Origin of the sequence: Brevundimonas sp. (genome assembly GCF_041648115.1) — a bacterium.
Classification (GTDB): domain Bacteria; phylum Pseudomonadota; class Alphaproteobacteria; order Caulobacterales; family Caulobacteraceae; genus Brevundimonas.
Genome location: NZ_JBAZPR010000010.1, coordinates 106,960 through 133,951 on the forward strand (window position 1 = coordinate 106,960; position 26,992 = coordinate 133,951).

At 67.0% G+C, this 26,992-nt stretch carries 30 protein-coding genes; 17 read left to right on the forward strand and 13 right to left on the reverse strand.

The genetic code is table 11. From position 1 onward, the window contains the following. The first annotated feature begins 68 nt into the window (after window positions 1-68). Complete coding sequence (locus WC597_RS10725) at window positions 69-1,265, forward strand: divergent polysaccharide deacetylase family protein (RefSeq protein WP_372693367.1); 1,197 nt, start codon at window positions 69-71, stop codon at window positions 1,263-1,265. Continuing rightward, window positions 1,265-1,741, forward strand: coding sequence for an RNA pyrophosphohydrolase (locus WC597_RS10730; protein ID WP_372693302.1), 477 nt, complete (start codon window positions 1,265-1,267; stop codon window positions 1,739-1,741). The genes WC597_RS10725 and WC597_RS10730 overlap by 1 nt, the downstream gene beginning before the upstream one ends. Before the next feature lie 50 nt (window positions 1,742-1,791). Here WC597_RS10730 and WC597_RS10735 read toward each other — a convergent pair whose 3' ends face one another. Next, window positions 1,792-2,259: an Hsp20 family protein gene (locus WC597_RS10735; protein WP_372693303.1), complete on the reverse strand. Its 468-nt coding sequence runs from the start codon at window positions 2,257-2,259 to the stop codon at window positions 1,792-1,794. A gap of 271 nt (window positions 2,260-2,530) precedes the next feature. On the opposite strand from WC597_RS10735, the gene WC597_RS10740 reads away from it, so the two are divergent. From WC597_RS10740 to WC597_RS10750, 3 genes are all read left to right on the forward strand, one after another. After that, window positions 2,531-3,337 (forward strand): class I SAM-dependent methyltransferase, encoded by an 807-nt coding sequence (locus WC597_RS10740; RefSeq protein ID WP_372693368.1) that lies wholly within the window; start codon window positions 2,531-2,533, stop codon window positions 3,335-3,337. 95 nt (window positions 3,338-3,432) lie between these two features. Beyond that, window positions 3,433-4,353, forward strand: coding sequence for a class I SAM-dependent methyltransferase (locus WC597_RS10745; protein WP_372693304.1), 921 nt, complete (start codon window positions 3,433-3,435; stop codon window positions 4,351-4,353). Beyond that, a complete protein-coding gene (locus WC597_RS10750; protein WP_372693305.1) occupies window positions 4,350-5,399 on the forward strand; it encodes an alpha/beta fold hydrolase in 1,050 nt (349 codons plus the stop codon). Before WC597_RS10745 ends, WC597_RS10750 begins: the two co-directional genes overlap by 4 nt. 55 nt (window positions 5,400-5,454) lie before the next feature. Here the strand turns inward: WC597_RS10750 and WC597_RS10755 are convergent, their stop codons facing one another. The 3 genes from WC597_RS10755 to WC597_RS10765 are packed head-to-tail and all read right to left on the reverse strand — an operon-like array spanning window position 5,455 to window position 7,560. Beyond that, complete coding sequence (locus tag WC597_RS10755; RefSeq protein ID WP_372693306.1) at window positions 5,455-6,285, reverse strand: ABC transporter six-transmembrane domain-containing protein; 831 nt, start codon at window positions 6,283-6,285, stop codon at window positions 5,455-5,457. Window positions 6,286-6,340: 55 nt separating this feature from the next. After that, complete coding sequence (gene hisN / locus WC597_RS10760) at window positions 6,341-7,126, reverse strand: histidinol-phosphatase (RefSeq protein ID WP_372693307.1); 786 nt, start codon at window positions 7,124-7,126, stop codon at window positions 6,341-6,343. A 47-nt stretch (window positions 7,127-7,173) separates the two neighbouring features. Beyond that, the gene (locus WC597_RS10765; protein ID WP_372693369.1) at window positions 7,174-7,560 is read right to left on the reverse strand and encodes a helix-turn-helix domain-containing protein; all 387 of its coding nucleotides are present in this window, start codon (window positions 7,558-7,560) and stop codon (window positions 7,174-7,176) included. 179 nt (window positions 7,561-7,739) lie between these two features. Here WC597_RS10765 and WC597_RS10770 point away from each other — a divergent pair, with 179 nt between their 5' ends. Further along, entirely contained in the window at window positions 7,740-7,982 is a 243-nt protein-coding gene (locus WC597_RS10770; protein WP_372693308.1) for a GlsB/YeaQ/YmgE family stress response membrane protein, read from the forward strand. A 144-nt stretch (window positions 7,983-8,126) separates the two neighbouring features. Here the strand turns inward: WC597_RS10770 and WC597_RS10775 are convergent, their stop codons facing one another. Further along, on the reverse strand, window positions 8,127-8,630 hold the full coding sequence (locus WC597_RS10775) for a hypothetical protein (RefSeq protein WP_372693309.1): 504 nt from the start codon (window positions 8,628-8,630) through the stop codon (window positions 8,127-8,129). Between the two features lie 156 nt (window positions 8,631-8,786). Here WC597_RS10775 and WC597_RS10780 point away from each other — a divergent pair, with 156 nt between their 5' ends. Next, entirely contained in the window at window positions 8,787-10,442 is a 1,656-nt protein-coding gene (locus tag WC597_RS10780; RefSeq protein ID WP_372693310.1) for a GNAT family N-acetyltransferase, read from the forward strand. Between the two features lie 3 nt (window positions 10,443-10,445). Here the strand turns inward: WC597_RS10780 and hemW are convergent, their stop codons facing one another. Next, window positions 10,446-11,606: a radical SAM family heme chaperone HemW gene (hemW, locus tag WC597_RS10785; protein ID WP_372693311.1), complete on the reverse strand. Its 1,161-nt coding sequence runs from the start codon at window positions 11,604-11,606 to the stop codon at window positions 10,446-10,448. Next, the gene (gene rdgB, locus WC597_RS10790) at window positions 11,599-12,201 is read right to left on the reverse strand and encodes an RdgB/HAM1 family non-canonical purine NTP pyrophosphatase (RefSeq protein ID WP_372693312.1); all 603 of its coding nucleotides are present in this window, start codon (window positions 12,199-12,201) and stop codon (window positions 11,599-11,601) included. Before rdgB ends, hemW begins: the two co-directional genes overlap by 8 nt. Before the next feature lie 453 nt (window positions 12,202-12,654). Here rdgB and WC597_RS10795 point away from each other — a divergent pair, with 453 nt between their 5' ends. The 3 genes from WC597_RS10795 to WC597_RS10805 are packed head-to-tail and all read left to right on the forward strand — an operon-like array spanning window position 12,655 to window position 14,123. Continuing rightward, complete coding sequence (locus tag WC597_RS10795; protein ID WP_372693313.1) at window positions 12,655-13,281, forward strand: DUF2975 domain-containing protein; 627 nt, start codon at window positions 12,655-12,657, stop codon at window positions 13,279-13,281. Between the two features lie 24 nt (window positions 13,282-13,305). Then, on the forward strand, window positions 13,306-13,545 hold the full coding sequence (locus WC597_RS10800) for a helix-turn-helix transcriptional regulator (RefSeq protein WP_017504942.1): 240 nt from the start codon (window positions 13,306-13,308) through the stop codon (window positions 13,543-13,545). Then, window positions 13,542-14,123, forward strand: a complete 582-nt coding sequence (locus WC597_RS10805; protein ID WP_372693314.1) for a Smr/MutS family protein — start codon at window positions 13,542-13,544, stop codon at window positions 14,121-14,123. The genes WC597_RS10800 and WC597_RS10805 overlap by 4 nt, the downstream gene beginning before the upstream one ends. Window positions 14,124-14,189: 66 nt before the next feature. Here WC597_RS10805 and WC597_RS10810 read toward each other — a convergent pair whose 3' ends face one another. Further along, the gene (locus WC597_RS10810) at window positions 14,190-14,831 is read right to left on the reverse strand and encodes a TetR family transcriptional regulator (RefSeq protein WP_372693315.1); all 642 of its coding nucleotides are present in this window, start codon (window positions 14,829-14,831) and stop codon (window positions 14,190-14,192) included. A 192-nt stretch (window positions 14,832-15,023) separates the two neighbouring features. After that, complete coding sequence (locus WC597_RS10815) at window positions 15,024-16,859, reverse strand: cation:proton antiporter (RefSeq protein WP_372693316.1); 1,836 nt, start codon at window positions 16,857-16,859, stop codon at window positions 15,024-15,026. Window positions 16,860-17,015: 156 nt separating this feature from the next. On the opposite strand from WC597_RS10815, the gene WC597_RS10820 reads away from it, so the two are divergent. Continuing rightward, entirely contained in the window at window positions 17,016-19,139 is a 2,124-nt protein-coding gene (locus WC597_RS10820; RefSeq protein ID WP_372693317.1) for a M13 family metallopeptidase, read from the forward strand. Window positions 19,140-19,504: 365 nt separating this feature from the next. Here the strand turns inward: WC597_RS10820 and hisS are convergent, their stop codons facing one another. Continuing rightward, window positions 19,505-21,019 carry a histidine--tRNA ligase gene (hisS, locus tag WC597_RS10825; protein ID WP_372693318.1) on the reverse strand — a complete coding sequence of 505 codons (1,515 nt, stop codon included), beginning with the start codon at window positions 21,017-21,019 and terminating at the stop codon, window positions 19,505-19,507. A gap of 164 nt (window positions 21,020-21,183) precedes the next feature. On the opposite strand from hisS, the gene WC597_RS10830 reads away from it, so the two are divergent. Together WC597_RS10830 and WC597_RS10835 are read left to right on the forward strand one after the other, a co-directional pair. Then, window positions 21,184-21,390 (forward strand): hypothetical protein, encoded by a 207-nt coding sequence (locus WC597_RS10830; RefSeq protein WP_372693319.1) that lies wholly within the window; start codon window positions 21,184-21,186, stop codon window positions 21,388-21,390. Continuing rightward, entirely contained in the window at window positions 21,390-21,971 is a 582-nt protein-coding gene (locus WC597_RS10835; protein WP_372693320.1) for a ClpP family protease, read from the forward strand. The genes WC597_RS10830 and WC597_RS10835 overlap by 1 nt, the downstream gene beginning before the upstream one ends. Before the next feature lie 13 nt (window positions 21,972-21,984). Here WC597_RS10835 and hslV read toward each other — a convergent pair whose 3' ends face one another. After that, window positions 21,985-22,545 (reverse strand): ATP-dependent protease subunit HslV, encoded by a 561-nt coding sequence (gene hslV / locus WC597_RS10840; RefSeq protein WP_135193991.1) that lies wholly within the window; start codon window positions 22,543-22,545, stop codon window positions 21,985-21,987. 133 nt (window positions 22,546-22,678) lie between these two features. On the opposite strand from hslV, the gene WC597_RS10845 reads away from it, so the two are divergent. The 3 genes from WC597_RS10845 to WC597_RS10855 all read left to right on the forward strand — a co-directional run bounded on the left by WC597_RS10845 (window position 22,679) and on the right by WC597_RS10855 (window position 24,373). Beyond that, on the forward strand, window positions 22,679-23,080 hold the full coding sequence (locus WC597_RS10845; protein WP_372693321.1) for a BLUF domain-containing protein: 402 nt from the start codon (window positions 22,679-22,681) through the stop codon (window positions 23,078-23,080). Window positions 23,081-23,179: 99 nt separating this feature from the next. Further along, window positions 23,180-23,590: a BLUF domain-containing protein gene (locus tag WC597_RS10850; protein WP_159848450.1), complete on the forward strand. Its 411-nt coding sequence runs from the start codon at window positions 23,180-23,182 to the stop codon at window positions 23,588-23,590. 45 nt (window positions 23,591-23,635) lie between these two features. Then, window positions 23,636-24,373: a ThiF family adenylyltransferase gene (locus WC597_RS10855; RefSeq protein ID WP_372693322.1), complete on the forward strand. Its 738-nt coding sequence runs from the start codon at window positions 23,636-23,638 to the stop codon at window positions 24,371-24,373. A gap of 3 nt (window positions 24,374-24,376) precedes the next feature. Here WC597_RS10855 and WC597_RS10860 read toward each other — a convergent pair whose 3' ends face one another. Beyond that, window positions 24,377-24,628, reverse strand: a complete 252-nt coding sequence (locus tag WC597_RS10860; RefSeq protein ID WP_372693323.1) for a hypothetical protein — start codon at window positions 24,626-24,628, stop codon at window positions 24,377-24,379. Window positions 24,629-24,749: 121 nt separating this feature from the next. Here WC597_RS10860 and WC597_RS10865 point away from each other — a divergent pair, with 121 nt between their 5' ends. Next, complete coding sequence (locus tag WC597_RS10865) at window positions 24,750-25,958, forward strand: DUF6880 family protein (protein ID WP_372693324.1); 1,209 nt, start codon at window positions 24,750-24,752, stop codon at window positions 25,956-25,958. Here WC597_RS10865 and WC597_RS10870 read toward each other — a convergent pair. Next, the gene (locus WC597_RS10870) at window positions 25,955-26,941 is read right to left on the reverse strand and encodes a 2-hydroxyacid dehydrogenase (RefSeq protein WP_372693325.1); all 987 of its coding nucleotides are present in this window, start codon (window positions 26,939-26,941) and stop codon (window positions 25,955-25,957) included. The genes WC597_RS10865 and WC597_RS10870 overlap by 4 nt on opposite strands. Between the last annotated feature and the right edge of the window lie 51 nt (window positions 26,942-26,992).

Here is a 26,992-nt window from a genome sequence, read left to right on the forward strand (position 1 = left end):
TAGGGTTTCTTAACCGACAGCGGGCGATGATGGCGGCGTAGGATTCCAGATCGGTTCCGCCTGTGCCCATGTTCGCCAAACGCCAGTCCGCCCTCGCCGCCGCCGCCGGAGCCGCTCCGCGCGCAAAGGATGGCCCGAGCCTGACGCCCGTCATCAACGCGCTGAAGAAGCCGCCGGTCGTGGCGGGCCTGGCCGGGCTGTTCCTGCTGAGCACAAGCGCCCTGTTCCTGACGGTGCTAGGCGATCCCAAGGCCGGCACGCCCTCGGCCCATGTCGCGCTGGAGCGTGAGGCCCCCGCGGCGCAAGCTCCGGCGGCCGCGCCCACCGGGTTCGAGGCCTTCTCCATGGGGGCGATGGGGCTTTATCAGAATCTGGCCGGCGGCGGCGATCCGGCGGCGGGCGGCGATGCGGTCATCACCCTGCCGGATGGCGGTAGCGTGTCGGGTCAGGGCGCGCCCATCAGCGCTCCGGTCCATGCGGCCTCGCCCTTGGCCAAGGCGCCCATCGCGGGCCTGTCGCAGCCCGGATCGAACGGCCCCTTGCCGATGATCGCGCCGGACGGCCGCGTTCCGGCCCAGGCCTATGCCCGGCCCTTCCGTCCGAACGGCAAGCCGCGCGTGTCGCTGATCGTCGGCGGTCTTGGGCTGAATGCGGTGACGACCCGCGCGGCCATCGAACGCCTGCCGCCGGAAGTGACGCTGAGCTTCGTGCCCTATGCGGACAACCTGCAATCCTGGATCGACCAGGCGCGGGCGCAGGGCCATGAGGTCATGCTGGAAATGCCGATGGAGCCGACCGGCTATCCCGACAACGATCCCGGCCCCTATACGCTGCTGGCCGACGGCGGCGCCGACGACGTGGGCGCCAAGATGGACTGGCTGCTTGGTCGGGCCACCGGCTATTTCGGCGTGACCAACTATCTGGGCGACCGCTTCTCAAGCTCGGACACGGGCATGAACGCCTTCCTGGGGATCCTGCGTCAGCGCGGCGTCGCCTTCCTGGACGACGGCTCGTTCCAGCGTCGGCCAGGCGCCTGGGCCCGGGCCAGCGCGGACCGCGTCATTGATCGGACCCAGTCGCCGGCCGCCATCATCGCCGCTCTGAACGGGCTGGAGGCCCAGGCCAAGCTGCGCGGCTCGGCGCTGGGAACCGGCTTCAGCTATCCGGTCACGGTCGAGGCCGCCGCCCGCTGGACCGCCGGTCTGGAACAGCGCGGCCTGCAACTGGCGCCCGCCTCGTCCATGTCGATGCGGCCGGGGCGCTAGTGTCCGATCTCGACGCCTATCGGCCCAATGTCGGGGTCGTGCTGTTCAATCGCGACGGCCTGGTCTGGTACGGCCAGCGCCACGCCACGCCCGGTCCGCACAATTGGCAGTTTCCGCAAGGCGGCGTCGATGCGGGCGAGGATCTGGAAGCGGCGGCCCGGCGCGAACTGCGCGAAGAGACGGGCGTCACCTCCGTCGAACTGCTGGCGCGGACGGACGACTGGATCCTGTACGACTTTCCCCCCGAGGCCATGAACAACGCCAAGGCCTGGCGAGGCTTCAAGGGTCAGAAGCAGCAGTGGTTCGCCTTCCGCTTCACCGGCGACGAGGCCGAGATCGATCTGGCGGCCGACGACGATGTCGAGTTCGACGCCTGGCGCTGGGGCCCGCTGTCGGACGCCTGCGACCTGATCGTGCCGTTCAAGCGGCCGGCCTATGAACAGGTCGTCGCCGCCTTCGCCCATCTGGCGGCATAGAAAAAGGGCGGCGCGAACACCGCCCTTTCATAATCTGGCCTGAGGGCGATTTAGGCCGCTTCAGCCTTGGCTTCGATCAGGGGCTGGCCGGCGCCGATTTCGATGCGGCGGGGCTTCAGCGCCTCGGGCAGTTCGCGCTTCAGCGAAATCGACAGCAGGCCGTTGACCAGGCTCGCGTCGGTGACAACGACATAGTCGGCCAGCTGGAACCGGCGCTCGAAATCGCGCTCGGCCAGGCCGCGATGCAGATAGGTCTTCTGCGTGGCCGCATCATCGTTGGCGGTCTTGCGGCCGGTCACGGTGAGCAGGTTTTCCTTCACCTCGATGTTCAGCTCGTCGGGGCCGAAGCCGGCGACGGCGATCTCGATGCGATAGGCATTCTCGCCCGTGGTCTCGATATTGTAGGGCGGATAGCCCGTGTCCTGGCCGGTCGTGCGCGAGGCGCTTTCCAGCAGATTGGCCAGACGGTCGAAGCCGACGGCCGAACGGTACAGCGGGGTGAAATCATAGGTACGCATCAGCATCCTCCTGAGGATCAGCAAGGTTGAGCCGCCCGGCGGTTTGGCCCGGACGGTAGGGATGCAGTCCGACGACCCGAGATCGGCGTCGTCAGTCTGGAGAACCCGAAATCGGCGCTCTCGCGAAAGAAGATGGTGGCCTCCAAAACGGCGTCAAGGGCGCGGGGTCGATGATTTTGCTTGCGTCAAATTGGCCTGCGTCTCGCGAACGTCATTTGCTCGGGCGGCGGGCCTGCCTATGGAGAAGGACTTGAACCCGGAGCTCCTGATCATGCGCCATGCCGTCTTCGGCCTCGCCGCCGTTCTGCTGTCCGCCGCCCCCGCCGTCGCGCATCAGTCGTTCCAGACCGAAGGGGCCTGGACGCCGACGCGCTCGGCCCTGTCCAGCGCCCTGCCGACCTTCGCCGAGGACACGGCGTTGCAGACCGCCGTCGCCGCGGAGACCCGGCCCGCCGCCGATCGGGCACGCGACGTCTATCGCCACCCTTACGAATCCCTGACCTTCTGGGGCCTGACGCCAGGCATGACGGTGGTGGAGATCGAGCCGGGCGGCGCCAGCTGGTGGCGGCATATCCTGGAACCCTATGCGGCGGCGACCGGCGGTCGCTACGTGCCGGTCAACCGCCCGCTGGAAGACATGGGCGTGCCTGAGGGCAGCGCAGACTTCATCCTGGTGGCGCGCGCCTTTCACAACTGGTCGCGCAATGACCGGACCCAGCCCTATCTCCAGGCCTTCTTCAAGGCGTTGAAGCCGGGCGGCGTGCTGGCCGTCGAACAGCACCGCAGCGCCGAGGGGCTGAGCGTCGCCGATGTGGCCTCGACCGGCTATGTGCCCGAAAGCTATGTGATTCATGAGGCGCGCAACGCTGGTTTCGTGCTGGAGGCGCGCAGCGAGATGAACGCCAATCCCAAGGACGATCACGACCATCCGTTCGGGGTCTGGACCCTGCCGCCCATCCGCCAGTCGGCGGCGCGCAACGATCCGTCGGGCCGAACCCTGACGCCCGAGGAACGCGCCGCCTTCGACGCTATCGGCGAGAGCGACCGCATGACCCTGCGGTTCCGCAAGCCGGAATAGGTGGTCTTGCGTTTTGACCGGGCCGGCGAACCTGATTAAGCCCAATGGGTCAGGGTGCGTCGGACGCGGATCCCGGCGTGCTGCGGGAGTTTTGAATGGCTGATTGTCTGGCGAGCGCGGGCGGGTTTTCGCGTCGGTTCCTGCTGAGCGGCGCGACCGCGCTGGCCCTGACCGGCGTGGCGGCTTGCGGTCGCAAGGACGAAGCCGCCAAGACCCCCGAGGCGCCGCCCAAGCCCGCCGGTCCGGCGGAAGGTTCTCTGGAATGGGCGGTCGAGGGTTCCTGGCGCAACGCCCAGGACAAGGCGCGCGACGCCTTCCGCCATCCAATGGAGACCCTGCGGTTCTTCGGGCTTCAGCCGCGCATGACGGTGGTGGAGTTCTGGCCCGGCAGCGGCTGGTACACTGAAATCCTGGCCCCCTATCTGGCCAAGGGCGCCGGAACCTATGTCGCCGCCCTGTTCCCCGAGGGGCCGACCGCCGATCCGGCCCAGGCCGTTCTGAACGCCGCCTTCCGCACGCGGTTTTCCAGCGACAAGAAACTGTATGGCGAGCCGCAGTTCACGGTGTTCGGATCCGGCTCTGGCCCGGTGACGACGGCGGGGACGGCGGAACTGTGCCTGTTCATGCGCACCCTGCACGGCTGGATGGCGGCGGGCATCGCCGAAAAGGCCTTCGCCGACGCCTTCGCCGCGCTTAGGCCCGGCGGCATCCTGGGCATCGAGCAGCACCGGCTGTCGCCGGCCGAGGACCAGGATCCAGTCGCCGCCAACGGCTATGTCCAGGAGGCCTTCGTGCGCCAGTTGGCGGCCGAGGCGGGCTTCGTCTTCGTCGAGGCGTCCGAGATCAACGCCAACCCCGACGACACCAAGGACCATCCCTTCGGCGTCGATACGCTGGCGCCCACGCGCCTGACGGCCCCGCGCGGCCAGCCGGTCGATCCCGAGTTCGACCGTTCGAAATACGAGGCGATCGGCGAGAGCGATCGCATGACCTTGAAGTTCAGGAAGCCCGAGTGAACCGCGCCCAAGCCTTCGCCGCCAACGCCCCCCTGATGGGGGTGCCCGGCGCCGCCTCACCCCCCGGCGGCAAGGGCGACTGGTTCCGCGGCGCGGGCGGGATGCGCCTGCGCGCCGGTCTATGGAAGCCGTCGCACCTGAGCGCAGACAAGGTGCGCGGCACGGTGGTCCTCAGCCCCGGCCGTACCGAGCCGATCGAGAAATACTACGAGGTCATCGGCAATTTCCTGGCCCGCGGCTGGTGCGTGCTGACCCACGACTGGCGGGGGCAGGGTCTGTCGGCCCGGCTGCTGCCCGACCGGCTGAAGGGCCACGCCCGCGCGGTCGAGGAGTTCCTGGACGACTACAACCGCCTGCTGAACGCCTATGAAGACCAGTGTCCCAAGCCCTGGATCATGGTCGGCCATTCGATGGGCGCCTGCCTGAACCTGCTGACGCTGGAGAGCGGCGAGACCCGGTTCGCGGGCGCGGTTCTGTCCAGCCCCATGCTGCGGATCAAGACCGGCAAGCGGTCGATGTGGTCGGTCAAGCTGGTGGTGCGCTGGAACATCCGCCACGGCCAGGCGGGCGACTATATCCTGGGCGATCCCGACGATCCGTTCGACCACAACTTCGCCGAGGACGCCCTGACCTCGGACGAGAGCCGTTACGAGATGTGGCGTCAGCAGCTTTACGCCTGTCCGCATCTGGCCATCGGCGGCCCGACCTATGGCTGGCTGGCCTTTGCGTTGGACGCCGGCGAGCGCGCGTTGAAGCCCAAGGCGCTGAAATCGGTCAGGACCCCGGTCGTCATCGTCCAGGCCGACGCCGACGACGTGGTGTGGAAACAGACCAACCGCTGGGCCGCCAAACGCATCCCGCGCGGCCGCTATGTCGAGGTTTCCGGCGCCAAGCACGAGGTCATCATGGAGGCCGACGACCTGCGCGCCGTCTTCCTGAACGAGTTCGACGCCATGGCCGACATGGTCGCCCCGACGGCGGATGCGGTTAAGGATCCTTCGGCGAGGACCGTGGACGTGACGGCGGAGACGCCGTCTGTTTCTTGAAGCTGGAGTTGGACTTCGAAAACAGCCCAAGAGTCCGTTCGTCTGATGGCGAGATCTAAGACAGAAAGCGCCGGTTGAGGTCCTTGAGTTTGGCGAGTTGCTGCACGGTCTCGGGAACGCGGTCCAGCGCGACAACGAACCGCCAGACATAGGCGAACACGGCATAGACATCGCCCGCCGCCACAGCGCCGCCTTGAGAGAGTCTCCATAAGGCGGCTGCGACCAGGACGATCACGCTGAGCTCCATCAGCCCGAACGCGCGGGCTTCCGAGTCGGACAATCTGACCCGCCATCTTGAAAGCGCGTCGAAATGGCGTCTCACGGTCGAAACGCGTCCTCGCGTCAGAATCGTCACCTCTTTTTCCAGTCGATCATTCAGTCCTCGGTTCAGAACGAGCGAGCGCCGCGCCAAGGCGAAGTTGACCAGGCCGAGCGGAATGAGAAGCAGAACACAGATTCCGCCTACGATCGGATCGAGCGAAAGCAGGATGACCATAGCTGTGACCAGTCCGACGAGGCCCATCAGCACGCCCGGAATGTCTTTCTCCAGGAAATCGACATACTCGCGCGACAGGATGGCGCGTGATGTGATGATCGTCGGCGTCATCCCCTTGCCATGCGCACGTATGACGAAACCGCCGGCCAGATCCGCATAAACCCGAGTGAAGACGCGCGTGTCGAACATCCTCGCGCCCACCTCCAGACCCGTCATGAGCAGATGCCAGACGGCGAGGACGATTATGGGTTTCCAGTCTCCCTTGAGAACGCCGTTGATCGCAAAGGCGGTCATCAACGGATAAAGCTGTCCCGACAGGAACATCAGGGTCGTAAGACTGTAGGCCGACGTCAGGCTCAGCGCATGTCGGCGAGCGAGAGCATATATCACTGAACCTGCTCCTTATCCCTGCGCCCTCTCAGACGCGTGGGACGTTTTGTTCGCCTTATATCGCCGCGCGTTTCAGCGTCACCAGGGCCTGGTCGATCAGGCGGGCGTCGCCGACGGCGAGGATCTGGCCGTTGTCGTCGGGGGCGGCGCCGCGCCAGTTGACGACCTGGCCGCCGGCGGCCTCGATCACGGGGACCAGGGCGGACCAGTCCCAGGGCTTGAGGCTGGTCTCGGCGACCAGGTCCATCCTGCCGGCCGCCACCATCGCATAGGCATAGGCGTCGCAGCCCAGGCGAGCCAGGCGGGCGGTCGCGCGGACCTGAGTCCAGGCGCCCAGTTCGGCGCCGTTGAAGATGTCGGGGTCGGTGGTCGAGATGACGGCGTCGGTCAGTTTCTCGCACGCCCGCACGGCCAGCGGCGTCTCGGCCTCGCCGCGCAGCAGCCGCGCGCCGGACGGGCCGCCGATGAAGATCTCGTCCAGATAGGGCTGGGCGATGACGCCGACCGTGGGCTTTCCGGACTGGCGCAGGGCGATCAGGGTGGTCCAGAGCGGCAGGCCCGAGATGAAGGCGCGGGTGCCGTCGATGGGGTCCAGCACCCAGACGTGCTCGGCCTCGGGCCGGTCCTGGCCATATTCCTCGCCGATGACGCCGTGGTCGGGATAGCGGGCGGCGATCAGGCGGCGGATAGCGGCCTCGGCCTGTTTGTCGGCCTCGGTGACCGGGTCGAAACCGGCGGCGCCGCCCTTGTCCTCATGCCCGATGTCCGAGCGGAAGAAGGGCAGGGTCACGCGCGCTGCTTCGCGCGCCAGTTCGATGGCGAAGGCTTCGTATTCGGTCATGAGGCTCCCTTACCGCGCTTTCGCCGGCTTGGGCGCCCCTCAGCGTCTCAGGCGGGGGCCACATCCGTGTGCAGCGACTTGGCCAGGTCCAGCAGGCGGCGGCGGGGCCGTTCGTCCAGCTGATAATAGGCCTGGATCAGGTCCAGGGTCTCCTTGCGCGAGAAGACCTCGCCGCCCTTGGTCGGGGCCGCGTCGTTCTCCATCGCCTCGGCGAGACCGTCGTAGAAATAGGCGACGGGCGTTTCCAGCGCCTCGGAGAGTTGCCACAGGCGGGCGGCGGAGATGCGGTTGGCGCCGCACTCGTATTTCTGGATCTGCTGAAAGCGGATGCCGACCTGGACGGCCAGCTGTTGCTGGGTCAGGCCCAGCAGACGCCGGCGCCGACGCAGGCGGCGGCCCAGGTGCAGGTCGATGTCGGCGGCCATGGCCGTGATCCTCGTCTCAACGTCTGTCCCGATGCGGGACGACATACGTCGATGGGGGCAATCACCGTGCCGGATCGCGTCCGAGGGGAATTTGACCTTATTGCGGCGACTGTGAAGGAAGGACGCAACCGTATGGCCCGAGTTGCATTTACTGCAACAGCTTGGCTTTACAGGAAGGAATCTCAGCAATGAACATCATCTTTTGGATCGTCGTCGGTATCATCGCCGGCTGGCTCGCAGAAAAAATCATGGGTCGTAGCCACGGCCTCATTACCAATCTGATCGTTGGTATTATCGGCGCAGTAATCGGTGGATTTATCGCTGGAGCACTTGGCATTACCTGGGGTGGTTGGATCGGCTCCACGATCATTGCAACCATCGGCGCGATCATCCTTCTGTTCCTTTTGGGACTGGTCAAGCGTCGCGCTTGATCCGGCAATAGGTTGAAGACGAAGAGGGCGGCTCGAAAGAGCCGCCCTCTTTGCTGCGCGCTGTTTCGCAGGGGCGCAATCGGACAAACGAAAGGGCGGCCGGGAAATCCGGCCGCCCTCGTCATTCAGCCGGTGAGGCCTGTCTTAGTTCGGCTCGGTCGGAGCCGGGGTCGCCGCGTCCGGCGCCGGGGCGGCCGGCTCGGTCGTGGCGGGATCCGTCGGCTCAGCCGTCGGAGCCGGCTCTGCGCCGGGAGCGGGAGCGGGAGCGGGAGCAGGAGCGGCGGCCGGAGCGGGCGGTGCGCCCGCGATGGGGGCGGCGGCGTCGAACTCGGCCTTGGTGTAGGCTACGACCACGCCGGCGCCTTCCTGGCGGATGCCGCTCAGCGGCACGGCGCGAAGCTGGCCGTCGGCGCCGCGAACGGTGAGTTCCTGCTTGCCTTCGGCATTGGACTGAACGCCTTCCAGCTTGCCCAGTTCGCCGTCAGGACCCGCGACGCTCGATCCAGGGTTGAGCGAAAGCGATTGCTGCGAGGACGCAGCGGCGGCAGGCGCAGCAGCCGGAGCGGGCGTGGCTTCTTGCGCCATAGCGGGCGCGGCGGTCATGAAGGCGGCGGCAGCGCCGGCCAGAAGAACAGTCTTGATGGTCATGGGAGAACGTCCCCGGTTACGCGAGCCCGACGCCCGCACCAGACCAAACTCGCCATGTTACGATATGTTTCACGCGCCTAGAAATGACCTCAGGAGCGCCCCGGTTGGACGATTCTTGGTCTATGTTCGGGCAATCCACGATTCGAGAGGCCAAGCTTGTCCAGCCGACCCAGGCGCACTTCCGGTCTGTACCGTCGTCTTCTGGGCCTGGCCTATGAGCTGACGCCGCAGATATTCGCCATCGTGGCGTTCGTGGCCGGGGCCCTGATGCTGGTCTCGGCGGTGACGCCCGAGTTCGACGACCGGCTGCGTCGGTTGACGGGGGTGGTGTCGCCGCTTCTGATCGACCTGTCCCATTTCGTCGGCAGCATCGCCGGCTTCCTGCTGCTGTTGCTGTCGGCGGGGCTGTGGCGGCGGCGGCGCGGCGCCTATTGGGCGGCGCTGCTGGTGCTGGCGACAGGGGCGGTGTTTTCGATCCTCAAGGGACTGGACTGGCAACAGGCGACCAATCTGGTGATCGTCGCGGCCCTGCTGGCGCCCTGCCGGTCGGCCTTCAATCGCCGGTCGCGGCTGAGCGAGCCGCTGCGGCCCAGCTGGCTGCTGCTGCTGACGGCGGTGGTGGCGTCCATGCTGTGGCTGGGCTTCTTCGCCTATCGCGACGTGGCCTATAATGACGAGCTGTGGTGGCGTTTCCTGAGCGATCGCCAGGAGTCAGGCTTCCTGCGCGCCGGTCTGGTGCTGGCGATCCTGACCCTGGTGGTGGCGGGACGGTCGCTATTGAGCTCGCCCGGCGCCGACAGTCATGGCCCGGCCGGCCCTGTGGACATCGAACGGGCGACGACGGCGCTTAAGACGGCGGATACGGCGACGCCCGAAGCCTGGCTGGCCATGCTGGGCGACAAGGCGCTGATGTTCAGCCCGTCGGGGTCCAGCTTCCTGGCGTATCGTGTGCGAGGCCGGCGCTGGATCGCGATGGGCGAACCGGCGGGCCTGAAAAGCGAGCGGCTTGAGCTGCTGTGGAACTTCGCCGAGATGGCCGACAGCCACGGCGGGGCGGCCGTCTTCTATTCGGTCGGCGAGGGCGTGCTGGGCGATCTGGCGACCATGGGGCTGGCCGTGCGCAAGGTCGGCGAGACGGCGGTGATCGAGGCCGACAAATTTTCCATCGAGGGCAAGGGCAAGCAGAACCTGCGGACGGCGGTGAACCGCGCCGAGCGGGAGGGCTCGTCGTTCGAGGTGTTGCCGGCCGGTTCGGCCGGGCCGATCGCGGACGAGCTGCGCGAGATCTCGGACGCCTGGCTGGCCATGCATGACGGGTCTGAGAAGTCCTTTTCGCTGGGGCGGTTCGACGCCGCCTATCTGGACCTGACGCCGTTGGCCGTCGTACGCGAGGGCGGGCGGATCGTGGCCTTCGCCAATCTGCTGACCGCGCCGGATGAGGCGGCGGTCGATCTGATGCGCCACCGTCCCGACGCCCCGCATGGGGTGATGGACTATCTGTTCATCCGCTGCGCCCAATGGGCAAAGGCCGAAGGTTTGGCCAGTTTCGACCTGGGCATGGCGCCGCTGGCGGGGCTGGAGGATCGCCGGATCGCCCCGGTCTTCGCGAGGGTCGGCGCCCTGGTGTTCGAGGAGGGCGGGGCGCTTTACGGTTTTCAGGGCTTGCGCAGCTATAAGGCCAAGTTCGGGCCGGACTGGCGTTCGCGCTTCATCGCCGCGCCGGTGTCGACGCCCTTGCCGATGGCGCTGCTGGACGTGGCCCTGCTGACCAGCGGCGGCTGGCTGGGGATGATCGGCCTGAAGAAGGGCTGAGGCTCAGGTCAGAAGCGCCTTCAGCACGCCATCCAGCACCGGGCGGCCGCGAGCGGTTGCGATCAACCGATCATTCTGAAGGATCAGAAATCCGTCGGCGATCAGGCCGGCGACCGGCGCGCGATCCGGCGACAGGCCCAGGGGCGAAAGCAGGGCGGTCGGCGCGCCCTCGGTGGTGCGAAGTGCCAGCAGGAACCGCTCCTCGGCCGCATCGGCCGAGGTCTGGGCGTCGCGGTCGGACCAGGGCGCAGCGGCCGAAACTCCCGCTACATAGTCGGCGATGCGGCGATGGGCGACGGTCGCGGTCCTGACGCCATCCAGCGTCAGCCGGCCGTGGGCGCCGGGGCCGAGGCCCAGATAGTCGCCGCCGCGCCAGACATGCAGATTATGCGACGACCGGGCGACCGTGCCTCGCGCGTGGTTGGACACCTCATAGGCGTCGAAGCCGGCGACCGAGAGCACGGCCTGGGTGGTTTCATAAAGAGACGCGGCGCGGTCTTCGTCCGGCGGCGTCAGTGCGCCGCGCGCAAAGGCCCGACCGAAGGCGGTCGTGGGCTCGATGGTTAGCTGATAGGGCGAGACGTGTTCGAACCCCAGGGCGAGCGCAGTCGTCAGTTCGGCGGCCCAGTCGTCGGGCGTTTGGTCCGGTCGGGCGTAGATCAGGTCGATGGACAGGCGGTCGAAGGCGCGGCGGGCCAGATCGACTGCGCGCAGGGCTTCGGCCGCCGAATGGTCGCGACCGAGAAAACGCAGGGCGTCGTCGTCCAGCGCCTGCACCCCCATCGACAGGCGGTTGATCCCGGCGTCGGCAAGGGCGGCGAACCGGCCGGCCTCGGCGTCGGTGGGGTTGGCCTCCAGCGTGATCTCGATCTCGCCAATGGGCGGGAACAGGTCGCGCGCCGCCGCCACGATGCGGGCGACGGCCTCGGGCGCCATCAGCGACGGCGTGCCCCCGCCGAAGAAGATCGAGGCCAGCCGTCGCGGGCCGGTCAGAACCCTCTGCGCGCGCAGATCGGCGAGGATCGCCTCGACCAGCCCGGCCTGCTCATCGCTTCGCCCCCGGTCGCGCACGACGTTGAAGTCGCAATAGGGGCAGATACGCGCGCAATAGGGCCAGTGGACGTAGAGGCCGATGTCGGTCCCGGGGTCGCGGGGATCAGTCAATCAGGGCGGCTTTCAGCTTGGCGAAGGCGCGGGTGCGATGGCTGATCGCGTCCTTGGCCGCCGGCTCCATCTCGCCGAAGGTCTGGTCGCCGCCGTCGGGAATGAACAAGGGGTCGTAGCCGAAGCCCCAGTCGCCGCGCGGCGGGAAGGTCAGTTGGCCGTGGACCTCGCCCTCGACCACCACGCAGGGGCCGTTGGGCCAGGCGACGGCCAGGGCCGAAGTGAACCAGGCGGCGCGGTCGGTCGCGCCGATCTCTTTCAGTCGCTCCTCGACCTTCTGCATGGCGACGGCGAAATCCTTGCCCGGTCCGGCCCAGCGCGCTGAGAAGATGCCCGGCGCCCCGTCAAGCGCCGCGACCGACAGGCCGGAATCGTCGGCCAGCGACACCTCGCCCGACAGTTGGGCCGCATGGCGGGCCTTCAGCATGGCGTTGCCGACGAAAGTGGTCTCGGTCTCGTCCGGCTCGGGCAGATTCAACTCACCTGCGGTGACGATCTCGTAATTTCCGCCCAGCAGCGCGGAGATTTCCGGGACCTTGCCGGGGTTATGTGTCGCGACGACGAGCCGCATCCCCTTGATAAGCTTTAGATTCATCGACGATCACGCCCCTGAAACAGTCTATTGCAAAAGTTTAATATCGTTAAACGATATGTAACGTGCCTTTTCCGTTCGCACGGCCTATCTATTGATCGTCAGGAACGAGGTCGCAGCGTTCATGACTTCCGCGAAAACGGAAACGATCATGCGATTAACAAATGCAAAGGGCGATAATCGCCCAAACAGGAAAGACGGAGAAATACCATGCACACGATGAACGCCTCGATGTGGCTCGACAAGGTCGGCGCTGCTTTTGTCGCCACCGTTCTGATCGCCGCCCTGCCGACCGCCCTGGTCGTCATTCTGTTCCAAGGCTTCTGATCTAGCCTTTTTCGATCAAGAGAGCTTTGACGACCAGCATGAAGACCGCGATGTATAGAGCCGCGCGCGGGTTCGCCGGACCCCGCGTGGCCATCGCCCCGCCTTCCCCGGCCTGAGATCAGAAAGACCATGCGCCTGCCGACGCCGCCAAATCCGCTGAAGCGAGGCGAGGCAAGCGCCCTGAAGGGGCTGAGCGCCCTGCGTGTTCCTTTCAAGGCCCCGTTCAAGGCGATGGGGCCCGGCTCGGTCTCCAGCATGTTGAAGGTGGTGCTGGACGTCGCCTATATCCTGCTCTGGCTGATCACCTGCGTGCTTCTGCTGCTGGTGATCGCCGCGATCTTCATTCCTCTGGATAATGTGAACATCACCGTCAGCGGGGATTCCGGCGGCAAGCAACTGCCGCTGACACGCACCCTGCTGCTGTTCGGCCTAGGCGCCGCGACGGCCTATTTCGGCGGCTTCATGCTGATCCTGCGCAGCCTGCGCCGCATCATTCGCACCCTGACCATGGGTGACCCCTTCCAGCCCGACAATGTGCGCCGTCTGCGCCAGATCGGCGTGACCCTGGCGGTCGTGACCGGCGGCGTCTGGGTGGCGCAAGGGTTTGTCGCCAAGCGGCTGGCCCCCGGCGTCATGGACCCGCAGGGGGTGGGCGAACTGCTGACCCCGATCTTTTCCGTGCTGATCGTCTTCGTGCTGGCGGAGGTGTTCCGCGAGGGCGCGCGCCTGCGTCGCGAATCCGAACTGACGATCTGAGCCGTTTCGAATAGGGTTTTCTGCATGGCCATCCGCGTCCAGCTCGACCGCGTCCTCGTCGAACGCCGCATGTCGTTGACCGAACTCGCCGACCGGGTCGGGGTGACGGTGGCGAACCTGTCGATCCTGAAGACCGGCAAGGCGCGCGCGGTGCGGTTCTCGACGCTGGACGCCCTGTGCCGCGAACTGGACTGTCAGCCCGGCGACCTGCTGGCCCATGAACCCGGTCCGGGCGACACGATCGAGGACGACGGCGAGGCATGAGGCGAAAGGGGCCGAGCCGCGACGAAAACGGACTGACGCCCGAGGACCGCCGGATCTGGACCCGTGTCGCCGGATCTGTTGCCGCGCCCAAAACCCGCAAGGCCGCCCGCGTCACTCCCGGCGCCGAGACCCCGCCCGAGATCGTCGTCACACCGTTGGAGCGACCGCGTCCTCTGGCCAAGTCGTCGCCCAAGCGCGTCGCCGCCGCGCCGCCGGTCGAGAAACGCCCTTCGCCCCCACGTGCCAAGCCTGCGCCCGAGGATCTGGAGCCGCGTCGCAAGCAGCGGCTGTCGCGTGAACGCGACCCCATCGAGGCGCGCATCGACCTGCACGGCTTCGGTCGGTTCGAGGCCGAGGATCAGCTGCGCGGCTTCCTTACCGCTTGCCAGGCGCGCCGGATGCGGGCGGTGTTGGTCATCACGGGGCAGGGGCGGATGGGCGGCGGCGTCATCCGCTCGGCCTTTGCGGAATGGATGCAATCGCCTGCGCTGCGCGGCGTGGTGTCGGGCTTCACTGTCGCCCACCAGCGGCACGGCGGAAACGGCGCCTTCTACGTCACCCTGAAACGTCGGACCTGATAGCCAAAGAAAAAGGCCGGACCCGCGCTGGCGGACCCGACCTTTTCGAGAACGGCTTGTCGCGGCCTATTTGGTGGCGATGGCGCCGGCCAGGATCACGTCGATCTGCTTGCCCATATGGTCCGACAGGGCCTGCGCGTCCCATTCGTCATAGGCGGCGCGGCGATAGTTGGACAGATAGGCGTCCCAGATCAGCTCGACCAGCAGGCGGCTGTCGGCGTCCTTGGATAGTTCGCCCTTGGCCACGGCGTCCTGAAGGATGCCGCCGATGGCGAGCAGCAGGTTCTTGGTCGCGGCGCGGGCGCGCATCTCGGCGGCCAGGGGCTGGAACCACGAGCGGGCGACGATGGCCTGGAACAGGGGCAACTGGTCCAGCGACGAATGGTAGCCGGCGCTGAGGGCGGTGACGAGACGCTGGCGGACGGGTTCGCCCTTCGGCGCGGCGGCCTCGACGACCTCTGCCAGGCGCGTCATGTCCTCGGTCAGGACGGCCTCGAACAGTTCGGCCTTGTCCTGGAAGTTGGCGAAGACGGCGCCGGTGGACATGCCCGCGCCCTTGGCGATGTCGCGGATGGTGGCGGGCTCATAGCCGCGCTCGGCAAAGAGCGAGCGGGCGGCGTCCAGAACCTTTTGTCGCGTGCGGATCTTGGCGGCCTGGCGCCGGTTCAGGCGGGGTTCGACGGCGAGGGTTGCGACAATATCAGTCATAAATCAGGCTTTTACTCTACTTTAAGTCGCGGATGAGGGGGAGCATCCGCAATCGACTTCAGGTGAATATCTCGGCCCGAGAGCGGGTCGGACGGGCGCTGCTGCTCCGAAGATGCAGGAATACGGAAGCTGTGCTTGCATCACGGAACCATGACGAAAATGGGTCCGTGATGCGACCGTAGGTATCAGCCCCTAGTCTTGGCTGGGGGCGGTTTTGGCCGGGCGGACCGTTCGACGCAGGGCGCGGCTGGGGCGATTGCGACGCTCGATCGGGGTTGCGGCCTGGAAGGCCTTTCGGAACTGGTCCCGCCGCTCATGGATGGAGGCCAGCACCAGGCCCATGGGCACGCCCAGATCGACAAGGGTGTTTTCGGCCAACTGAAGACTGGCTTCCGTCGTCTCCGGCACGGCGTCGGTGACGCCCAGGCCATAGAGTCGCATGGCGTGCTGGTCGTCACGGGCGCGGGCGATCAGGATCAGGTCCTCGCGCATGGAACGGGCGGCGGTCACCACCTCGTCCACCTTGGTCGGGGCGTCCATCGTTACGATCAGGGCGCGGGTGGATTGCACGCCGCAGTGCTGGAGCATTTCGCGGCGGCCGGCGTCGCCATAGAAGACGTCGAAGCCGTCGCGCCTGCCGGCGGCGACGATGCCGGGATCGGTGTCCAGGGCGATGAAGGCCTGGTCGTGCTCCTTCAGCATCTCGCCGATCAGCCGCCCGACGCGGCCGAAGCCGACGATGATGACGGCGCCGTCCGCGGCTTCTAGCGCTGGAAGATCGAGCTGTTGGCCGGCGGGCGCCGACTTGCGCGCCAATCGCTGACCCAGCAGGGCGAGAAGCGGAATGGAGAAGATGCTGACCGTCGCCGACAGGGCCACGGTATTGGTCAGTTGCGGCGGCGCCAGACCCTCGACCAGGCCTGTGGCGAAGACGACGAAGGCGAACTCGCCCGCCGGGGCCAGGACCAGGGCCGTCTCCAGCGCCGGCCGCGCGCCCAGGCCCCAAAACCGAGCCAGGCCGAAGATGACGCCCGTCTTCACGACCGTCAGCGCCAGGGCCAGTCCGAAGACGCCGACGGGATCGGCGGCGATGGCGTCCAGGTCCAGGCCCAGGCCGACGCCGACGAAGAAGACGCCCAGCAACAGGCCCTTGAAGGGTTCGATAGAGACCTCGACCTCGCGCCGGAACTCGGTCTCGGCCAGCAGCACGCCGGCCAGCAGGGCGCCGATGCTCATCGACAGGCCGCTGGCCTGGGCGGCGAGGCCGGCGCCGACCACCACCAGCAGGGAGGCTGCGACGAACAGTTCGCCGCCCTGATCGACCTTGCGGGCCTTGGCCACCGACCGGAACATCGGCCGCAGCACGACACGGCCCAACAGCACCATCAGCCCCAGGCCTAGCGCCGCCGGCACCAGGGTGAACAGGGCGCGTCCCAGGACGGCGGTATCCAGCGCGCCGCCCTGCTGCGCCAGGGCCGCCAGGACGGTGACGGTGATCAGGATCGGGGCGACGGACAGATCCTGAGCCAGCAGGATGGCGAAGGTGGAGCGGCCGACCGTCCCCTTCAGCCGGCCGCGCTCGGCCAGGACCGGCATGACCACGGCGGTCGATGACAGGGCCAGGCCCATGCCCAGCACCACGGCGCTGGCGAGGGTCTGACCCATCAGCAGGAAGCCGCAGGCCAGAACCGCCGTGCAGACGACGATCTGCATCATGCCCAGGCCGAACACCAGTCGGCGCATGGCGCGCAGCCGTTCCCACGACAGCTCCAGTCCGATCATGAACAGGAGAAAGGCGACGCCCAGTTCCGACAGCTGGGCCAACTGGCCCGGATCGCCGATGGTCAGCCACGAAACCCAGGGCAGGGCGTGCGCGAACCGGCCCAGTCCATCCGGTCCCAGCAGCACCCCCGCCGCCAGGAAACCCAGGACTGGGCTGATCTTCAGCCGGTTGACCAGGGGCACGATGACGCCGGCGGCCGCCAGGAACACCACCAGATCCTTGTAGTCCCCGCCCTGACCGTGCATCCGCCCTCCTCGTCTTCGCGTATGTGACCTTTATCCGCCGGCCGTGGCGAGAGGTCGCACGGCTTTCATGAACTTTTTTTAAGGTGCCAGCCCATCACGCGGGTCTAGGGTCCGCCCCGACCTGCCCGTTTCAGGGGCGGCATCCAGGAATCCGTGATGAAAAGACTGCTTATCGGGGCTGCTGTCGGCGCCCTTCTTCTGCCCGCCAGCGCCGTCCTGGCGCAGGACGTCGGCCACGACCACGCCTGCATCGACGAGACCTGCTCGATCGTTTCGCTGTTCTCGGGCGAAGAGACGGCGGCAGGCTGGCAAGGCACCGAGGCGCCTCGCTACGGCACCTGGGGCTTCGACATGGCCGGCCGCGACACGGCGGTGAAGCCGGGCGACGACTTCTTCCAGTACGCCAACGGCAAGGCGCTGGAAAAACTGGTCATCCCGTCGGACCGCACCAGCTACGGCTCGTTCGCCCTGCTGCGTGAACTGTCGGACAACCGCATGAAGGAACTGGTGTTGGGCCTGGCCAACCGCACCGACCTGGCGCCCGGGTCGGATGAGGCCAAGGTCGCCGACGCCTATCGCTCCTACATCGACGAAGCGCGCATCGAGCAACTGGACGCCCAGCCGCTGCAACCCTATCTGACCGCGATCCGCGCCGCCGACACCCATGACAAGATGGCCGTCTATATGGGCCAGACGGTCGGCCGCTTCGGCTCGTCCTTCTTCGGCACCGGCATCACCATCGATTCCAAACAACCGACCCGCTACGTCGTCTCGACGGGCCAGTCGGGCATCGGCCTGCCGAACCGCGACTACTATCTGGACGCCCGTTTCGCCGACAAGAAGGTCCTGTACGAGGCCTATGTCGCGCGCATGCTAGGCATGATCGGCTGGGCCAACCCGACCGAGACCGCCGCCCAGATCGTGGCCCTGGAAGGCAAGATCGCCGAGGCCCACTGGTCGCCGGCCGAGAACCGCAACCGCGACAAGACCTACAACGAGTTCACCATCGCCAAGCTGGCCGAGGATGCGCCCGGCTTCGCCTGGCAGGCCTATTACGACGCCGCCGAACTGGGTGGCGTACCGCGCGTGATCGTGCGTCAGGACACGGCCATGCCCAAGATCGCGGCCATCTACGCCGAGACGCCGGTCGAACTGCTGCAAGCGTGGGAAGCCTTCCACACCGCCGACGACATGGCGCCCATGATGTCCAAGCGTTTCTCGGACGCCCAGTGGGAGTTCCGCTCGCGCGACCTGTCGGGCCAGCCCGAGCAGCGCACTCGCGAAAAGCGCGCCATCTCCTTCGCCGAAGGCTCGCTGGGCGAGGCTACGGGCCGGCTCTACGTCGCCCAGTATTTCCCGGCTGAATCCAAGGCCAAGATGGAAGAGCTGGTCGCTAATCTGCGCACGGCTCTGTCGCACCGGATCGAGAACCTGACCTGGATGGGGACCGAGACCAAGGCGGCGGCGCAGGAGAAGCTGCGCAAGTTCACGGTCAAGATCGGCTATCCCGAGAAATGGCGCGACTACTCCGGCCTGGACATCCGCGCGAACGACCTAGTCGGCAACGCCGAGCGCAAGGGGCTGTTCGAGTGGAACTACGACCTGGCCCGTCTGAACGCGCCGGTCGACAAGTCGGAGTGGGGCATGACCCCGCAGACGGTGAATGCCTATTACAACTCGGCCAACAACGAGATCGTCTTCCCGGCGGCGATCCTGCAGCCGCCCTTCTTCGATCCGAACGGCGATGCGGCGGTCAACTACGGCGGCATCGGCGGTGTAATCGGCCACGAGATCGGCCACGGCTTCGACGACCAGGGCTCCAAGTCCGATGGCGACGGCGTGCTGCGCAACTGGTGGACGCCCGAGGACAAGGCCAACTTCGAGGCCCTGACCGCGCGTCTGGGCGCGCAATATGCGACCTATGAGCCGATCGCCGGCTATCACATCAACCCCGGCCTGACGATGGGCGAGAACATCGGCGACGCCTCGGGCGTGGCGGTGGGGCTGGAGGCCTATCATCTGTCTCTGAACGGCCAGCCAGCGCCGGTTCTGGATGGGGCGACCGGTGACCAGCGCTTCTTCTACGGCTGGGCCCAGGTCTGGCAGTCGAAGTATCGCGACGAAGCCCTGAAGCAGCAGGTCGCCACCGACCCGCACTCGGCCGCCCAGTTCCGGGTCATCGGCCCGCTGCGCAACGTGGACGCCTGGTACGACGCCTTCGACGTCCAGCCGGGCACGAAATACTATCTGACGCCTGAGGAACGCGTTCGCCTCTGGTAAGGCGACGCTTGTTCGAGAATGGAAAGGCCGGGGTTTGTCCCGGCCTTTTTCATATCGACAATCGCCTGTCGAAACCTCGACATCGCATCGACAATTAGTCGAGGTTTTTCAGAGGTTGCGCCGGGCTCAAGGCGCGAAAAAGCCCGCTGCGGGGGATACATCGCAGCGGGCTTTCGCGCTCTTTGCAGAGCGGACGTTTCCTCCCCGAAACGCCTTCAAGTGCTGCGCGCTTGAGCAACGCTTGCCCTTGAGTGAGTTCATTTGACGCATCGGCCCCGTCCGCGTCAACGACGGGTTTCGCCCGAGTCGAACTTTCTTCGACTTATCGCTGATAACTCATCTATGAGGCCTCTTATTATCGAAGCTTATTCGATAATGGATTTGATGGCGGCGACCAGGCCTTCGCGGGGGATCTTCATCTGGCCAGGACGTTCGGCCTTCCAGGCGTCGTTGTCGGTGATGGCGGCGGCGGCGGCGCGGCCGGCGTCCAGATCCTTGATGGTGACCTCGCCGGCGGCGATCTCGTCCCCGCCCAGGATGACGACGGCGGGGGCGCCGCGCCGGTCGGCGTATTTCATCTGGGCCTTCATGCCCGCGCGACCCAGATAGAGCTCGGCGGAGACCCCCGCGGCGCGCAGTTCGGCTACGGCGGTCAGATAATGGGCCATGTCGTCCTCGGAGAAGACGATGACCACGACCGGGCCGCGCACGGCGTCCTCGGCGCCCCGTCCCGCCGCGCGCAGAGCCGAGGCCAGGCGCGAGACCCCGAAGGAGAAGCCGGTGGCCGGCGTGCTCTGGCCGGTGAAGCGGGCGACCAGGTCGTCATAGCGGCCGCCGCCGCCGATGGAGCCGAAGCGGACCGGGCGCCCCTTGTCGTCGACGGTGTCCAGCAGCAGTTCAGCCTCGAACACGGCGCCGGTGTAGTATTCCAGACCGCGCACGATGGTGGGGTCGAACTTGACGGCCTCCTGGCCGACCGACATGGCGGCCAGCGCCCGGTCGATGGCGGCCAGTTCGTTCAGCGCCGCCTCGCCCGCTGCGCCCAGGTCGCCGGAACGCGCGACGGCGTCCAGGGTCTGCGCCCGCGTCAGGCCGGGGGTGTTGGCCGAGTCCAGGAAGCCCTCGATGGCGGCCGTGACCTTGGTCGGCAGGCTTGCACCCTTGGTATAGTCGCCGGACTCGTCCAGTCGGCCTTCGCCCAGCAACTGGACGACGCCTTCCCAGCCCAGGCGGTCGAACTTGTCGATGGCGCGCAGGGCCGTCAGGCGCTGACCGGCCTCGGTCACGCCACCGGCGTCGAACAGGCCGTCGAACAGCTTGCGGTTCGAGACGCGGATCTGGGCTTGGCCGGCATCCAGACCCGCGCTGGCCAGGCCTTCGCAGGCCATGGCGATGATCTCGGCGTCGGCCTCGGGTCGGTCGGAGCCGACCGTGTCGGCGTCGCACTGCCAGAACTCCCGGAATCGGCCGGGGCCGGGCTTCTCATTGCGCCAGACCGGACCATAGGCATAGCGCCGGAAGGGCTTGGGCAGGGTCTCCCACGTCTGGGCCGCGAACCGGGCCAGCGGCGCAGTGTGATCGTAGCGGAGGGCCATCCACTCGCCCGGCTCATCCGACCCGGCGTCGTCCTGAAGCGCGAAGACGCCTTCGTTGGGACGGTCGGCGTCGGGCAGAAACTTGCCCAGAGCGTCGGCATATTCGAAGGCCGGTGTCTCTAGCGGCTCGAAGCCCCAGCGCTCATAGACTTCGGACACGCGGGCGACGATGCGCCGCTCTGCGGTCAGGTCGCGGCCGCGCTTGTCGGCGAAACCGCGCGGATTGCGGGCGAGAGGTCCTCGGGTCTCGCCCGAGGATGACGAGGTTTTGTCGGCGATGCTCATGGCGCGCGCTTAAGCCAAGGGGCGGATCACCGCAAATTCCATGAGGCGACGGCCGGTGACTTCCAGACCGTCGAATGTCGGTTGCCGGACACAGGCGCTTGTTTACACGACGAGAAATCGCATTGGGGCGGAACCTGGGCACAGGCTTTCCGTTGTTGAGCGCCATGACGCCACACGCCCTTCTCGTATCCCGCACCTGCAACACGTCGGACCGGCGCACCATCCGCTGGTGGGAGTGCGAACTGGTCGATACCGACGGGTCTCGACGCATCCGCGATCAGGCCTTCTTCTCCATCGGCGAGGCGAAATCCTGGGCCTCGGCGCAGGGCTATCCGGTCAGCGACGACGCCGCGTCGTCCTCGGAGGCGTGATGTCCGACAACCCGCCGAGTGGCATATTGACTGCCGAAGCGTTCGACACGCCGCGTATTCTGCTGGCCGGCGCCGTCGACTATGAAATGTACGATCGGTTCCGAGAGCAGTTGGCTGCTGCACCTAAGAGCGGACTGACGGTCATCGAGCTGTCTACGCTGGGCGGCGATCCCGAAGTGGCGCGGATGATGGGCGAGGATGTCCGGTTTCAGAGCGACATCAACCCATCGCGACGACTGGTCTTCCTGGGCAAGGCGGCGATCTACTCCGCCGGCGCGACGTTCATGAGCTTTTTCGCCACGCCCAACCGTTATCTGACGCGCGGCGCGCGGGTCATGATCCATGAGCGCAAGATGGATAAGGCGCTGCACATCACCGGCCCGCTGACCACCTGCATCGCCTCGGTCCGGGCGATGTTGAACGAGTTGGAACACTCAATCGCCATCCAGAACGAAGGGTTCGAGAATCTGGTGCGTGGGTCGTCGGTGACGATGGAGGAAGTGCTGCAACGCGCCCCCGCCAATTGGTATATCGAGGCACAGGAAGCCAAGGCGCTGGGCCTCATCGCCGACGTGATCTGACCCGGCGGCCGGGTCAGGCCTGAAGCGTTTCCACCGTCAGATTGCCGTTGGTGTAGACGCAGATCTCTGCGGCGATCTTCATGGCCTTGCGGGCGACCTGTTCGGCGTCCAGCTCGGTCTCCTCGATCAGGGCGCGGGCGGCCGACAGGGCGTAGTTGCCACCAGAACCCACGGCGGCCACGCCATATTCCGGCTCCAGCACATCGCCGACGCCGGTCACGGTGAAGATGGACGACTTGTCCGCCACCAGCAGCATCGCCTCCAGCCGACGCAGATAGCGGTCGGTGCGCCAGTCCTTGGCCAGGTCCACGCAGGCGCGGGCCAGCTGGTCGGGATATTGCTCCAGCTTGGCCTCAAGCCGTTCGATCAGGGTGAAGGCGTCGGCCGTGGCGCCGGCGAAGCCTGCCAGCACCTTGCCGCCGGCCAGAACCCGCACCTTGCGCGCCGCGCCCTTGACGATGGTCGGCCCCATCGAGACCTGGCCGTCGCCGGCGATGACGGTGCGGCCGTTCTTGCGCACCGCCAGGATGGTGGTGCCGTGCCAGTCGGGAAAGTTCGAAGCGCTCTGTGTCATCCCCGTCAAATGGCGCGCCGGGCGGCGTGCATCAAGCCCGTGCCGGATTGGGATGGCCATGTCTTATTTTGACCCCAATAATGGCTAGAACGCACACTCCGTATCCATTATCACGCTAAATGAGGGCATTATCTTGCTTTATCGCGTCGTTTTCGTAAGCGAAATGATCGGCGCGACGGGCAGAGATGTTCAGTCGGTCGCCGAAATCCTGGGTGTGTCCGAGCGCAACAATCGCCGCGACGAGATCAGCAGCGCCATGATGTTCCACGAAGGCGAGGCGGCCCAGATCGCGGAAGGCGCGCGCGGAGATCTGGACCGACTGCTGGCGCGACTGTCTGACGACTCGCGTCATCGCAACATCCGAATCCTCGAAGACCGACCGGTGATGCAACGCCGGATGCAGGATGCGGCCCGGCTTTGCGCGCTCACCGACATCCAGGCGCGGGACATCCTGTACGGGCGGCGGTTGAGCGATCTGTCCTGTGCGGGACTGGAAAAACTGCTGTCGTGCGAACACGTCAAGATGGCCGCCTGACCCGCCCCTGATCCGCCCCTGGGGCGGCGCCTTCTGTTAACCCCGATCGCCTAGCTGTCACACGTCGGGCCCTGGCCCTGAGTTGCGTATAGAGTGGTTATGGCGTTGTTCCGTATTGTCTATGTCAGCGAGGCGACCGGGTCGGTCGGCTCAGGCCTTATGCCCCTGATCGACATCATCGGCGTGTCCGAACAGAACAATCGCCGCGACCATCTGACCGGCGTGCTGATGCGCCACGACGGGCGATTCCTTCAGATTCTCGAAGGGGCGCGCGCCGATCTGAACCGCGTCATGGCGCGGGTGAGCAAAGACCGCCGCCACGACAATCTGTGCATTCTTTCGGACCAACCGATCTCGGAACGACTGTTTCCCGCCTGGGCCATGGGGCGGCTGGAAGCGACACCTGAGGTCGAGGCCTTTCTGGCGACCGATATGACGCAGGCGGACGTCCCCGCCGAGGTAGACCGCCTGTTGGCGGGGCTGGTTCAGACGACGGCCGACGCCGTTTAGCGCGGCGCCCCTCGCGCACGGCCGTCTGGATGGCTAGATGGGGCGGTGATCTTTTCCGAAGACGAAGTCGAACGCTATGCGCGCCACCTCGTCCTGTCCGAAGTGGGCGGGCCGGGGCAGCAGGCGCTGAAACGCGCGCGGGTGCTGATCGTCGGCGCGGGCGGCGTGGGATCTCCGGCGGCCCTCTATCTGGCTGCGGCGGGTGTCGGGACGCTGGGCCTGATCGACGACGATGTCGTCGGCCTGTCCAATCTTCAGCGTCAGATCGCCTTTTCCACGGCGGAGGTCGGCCGGCCCAAGGTCGAGGCGGCGCAGCAGAGGCTGGAGGGGCTGAATCCCCATGTCTCCATCGAGACCTTTGCCGAGCGGCTGACGGCCGAGAATGCGCAGGTGCGGGTCGGGGCCTTCGACATCGTCCTGGACGGGACAGACGATTTCCAGACCCGGCTGTGGGTCAATGCGGCCTGCGTGGCGGTGGGCAAGCCGTTGGTGTCGGGGGCGCTGGGACGCTGGAACGGTCAGGTCGGGGTGTTTGCGGGCCGGCCCTGCTATCAATGCCTGGTGTCGGAGGTTCCGCCGGATGCGGAGACCTGTTCACGGGTCGGCGTCGTGGGGGCCCTGGCGGGTGTGATCGGGTCGATGGCCGCGCTGGAGGTCATCAAGCTGATCACAGGCGCGGGCGAGGTCCTGACCGGACGGCTGCTGCTCTATGACGGTCTGGCGGGAACGGCGAGGACCGTGCGGGTCGCGGCGGATCCCCATTGCCCGACCTGCGGCGGCTGAGCCTCAGGCGGCCGTGGCGAAGCGGACGTCGGCCAGATCCAGCCCCGGCAGGGGGGCGGCGAAGCCCAGGGCGGGGTTGCTTAGCACCGTCACCAGCCGCTCGCCGCAATAGAGATACAGGGTCTCGAACCCGACCCAGTTGCGGGCCAAGCCTTCCAGCGCGTGATTGGCCGCCGTGTCGTGAACCGCGTCGAGGACGCAGATGTCCCGCACCGGAACGCCGGGCAGGTTGACGATGCAATAGTAGGAGTCCAACGCAACACTTCCTCGAATACGCCGCCGGAAACGAAGCCCGCTCGCGGCGGTTCCTCCCCTGCCCGTGGTTTTCGACAGCCGTGTGAGTCCGGTCCGACAGACTTGTGAAGAAGGAGGCCCGATGGCCCGACGTCCCGCCTCGCCCAAACGCCTGAACGCCGCCAATCTGAGCGGGTTGGGGGCGGATCGCCTGGGCGAACTGCTGATGCAGGCGGCCGACGCGGACGCCATCCTGAAGCGCCGTCTCAGGCTTGTGCTGGCGGCCGAGGCCGGGCCGGACCTGCTGGCGCTGGAACTGGACAAGCGTCTGGCGACAATCGCCGCCAGCCGGGCGCGGGTGTCGTGGCGAAAACGGCCCGACCTGCTGCGCGATCTGGAGATTCTGCGCGAAGCCGTCATCGACGATCTGGCCGTGGCGGCGCCGGGAGCGGGGCTGGAGCGGTTGATCGCCTGGTTCGACCTGTTTCGCGGGCTGGCGACGCGGGTCAAGGATCAGAAGGGTGAGGTGGCGGCAACGTTCGAAACTGCGGCGCCCAATCTGTGGCGCATCGCCGAGGTGGCGGTTCAGGCAGATGAGAAGGCCATCGCGCCTCTGGCCCAGGCGGTGGAGCGTCAGCCGCTGGAATACGCCCGCTGGATCGGGGCGGGCGGCGATGACCTGACGGCGGATTTGGCCAGGCGGCTGCTGGACCATCTGGACAAGGCGTCGAGCGCGCGCGGGATGCGCACGGTCATCCGGCGGCTGGCCGACCGGGCGAGCGACCTGGACCTGTGGCTGTCGCTGACGACGCCGGAGGAGCGGGGCTCGCCGGACTTCGCGGCGGTGATGGCCAAGCGGCTGCTGGTCGCGGATCGTGTCCCCGAGGCGCGTCAGGCGCTGGAGGCGGCGCTCAAGCCCTCGGCGGGCAATCGGCGATGGACCTTCGGCCGGTCGCCCCAGGCTGGGCCGCCCGTCCTGACGCCGGCCTGGGAGGCGACCTGGATCGACCTGCTGGAGGCCGAGGGCCGAAAGGACGAGGCGCAGGAGCTGCGCTGGGCCATGTTCGAACGCGACCTGTCGGCGCCGGTGCTGAGGGCCTATCTGGCGCGCCTGCCGGACTTCGACGACGTGGAGGCGCTGGACCGCGCCCTGGCGCACGCCGCAGCCTATGCCGATTTCGAGACGGCGCTGGGCTTCCTGATGGACTGGCCCGCCCACCGCGAGGCGGCGGCCCTGGTCGAACGCCGCATCCGCGAGGTTCGCACGCCGTTGCCGCTAAAGTCGGATTGGGCGGCGCGGCTGGCACAGAAATATCCGGACGCGGCCGAGCGGTTGTTGGCGTCGGCCTAAAGCATCGCAGGGATGACACGGTCGGGCGGACGGTGGCCGTTCTGGTAGGTCATGACGTTGGCGATGACGCGGTCGCCCATGTCCTGGCGCGCTTCCAGGGTGGCTGAGCCCAGGTGGGGCAGAAGGACGACGTTCGGCTGGCCCAGCAGGCCGGGGTGGATGTCCGGCTCGTTCTCGAACACGTCCAGGCCGACGCCGGACAGGGCGCGCATGGCGACGGCCTGGGCCAGGGCCGCCTCGTCGATCAGTTCGCCTCGCGCGGTGTTGATCAGGATGGCGTGAGGTTGAAGCCGGGCCAGACGCTCGGCCGACAGCAGATGGTGGGTGTCTTTCGTCGCCGGACAGTTTAGCGAGACGATATCCATCCGCGCCAGCATCTGGTCCAGGTCGTCCCAATAGGTTGCGCCCAGCTCTTCCTCGATCAGGGCGGGGACGGGCTTTCGGTTATGGTAGTGGACCTGAAGCCCAAAGGCCTTGGCGCGGCGGGCCAGGGCCTGGCCGATCCGGCCCATGCCGACGATGCCCAGCCGCTTGCCCCACAGCTTGCGCCCGCACATCCAGGTCGGGGTCCAGCCCTCGAACCGGCCCTCGGCGACCACCTGGGCGCCTTCGACGATGCGGCGGCTGACGGCCAGGATCAGGCTCATGGCCAGGTCGGCGGTGTCCTCGGTCAGGACGCCGGGGGTGTTGGTGACGATGATGCCGCGCGCCACGGCCGCGTCGATGTCGATATGGTCCACGCCGGCGCCGAAGTTGGCGATCATCTTCAACTGCTCGCCCGCGCCATTGATCAGGTCGGCGTCGATGACGTCGGTGATGGTGGGGACCAGAACCTCGGCGCGCTGGACGGCGGCCTGGAGCGCGGCGCGGTCCATCGGCTGGTCCTTGAGGTTCAGTTCGGCGTCGAACAGCTCGCGCATCCGCGTTTCCACCGCGTCGGGCAGGCGTCTGGTTAATACGACCTTAAGCTTGCGGGCGGACATTGCGGGCCTTGGTTTGCGGGCGGCGATTCAGACGGATCGAAAGCCCGCGCG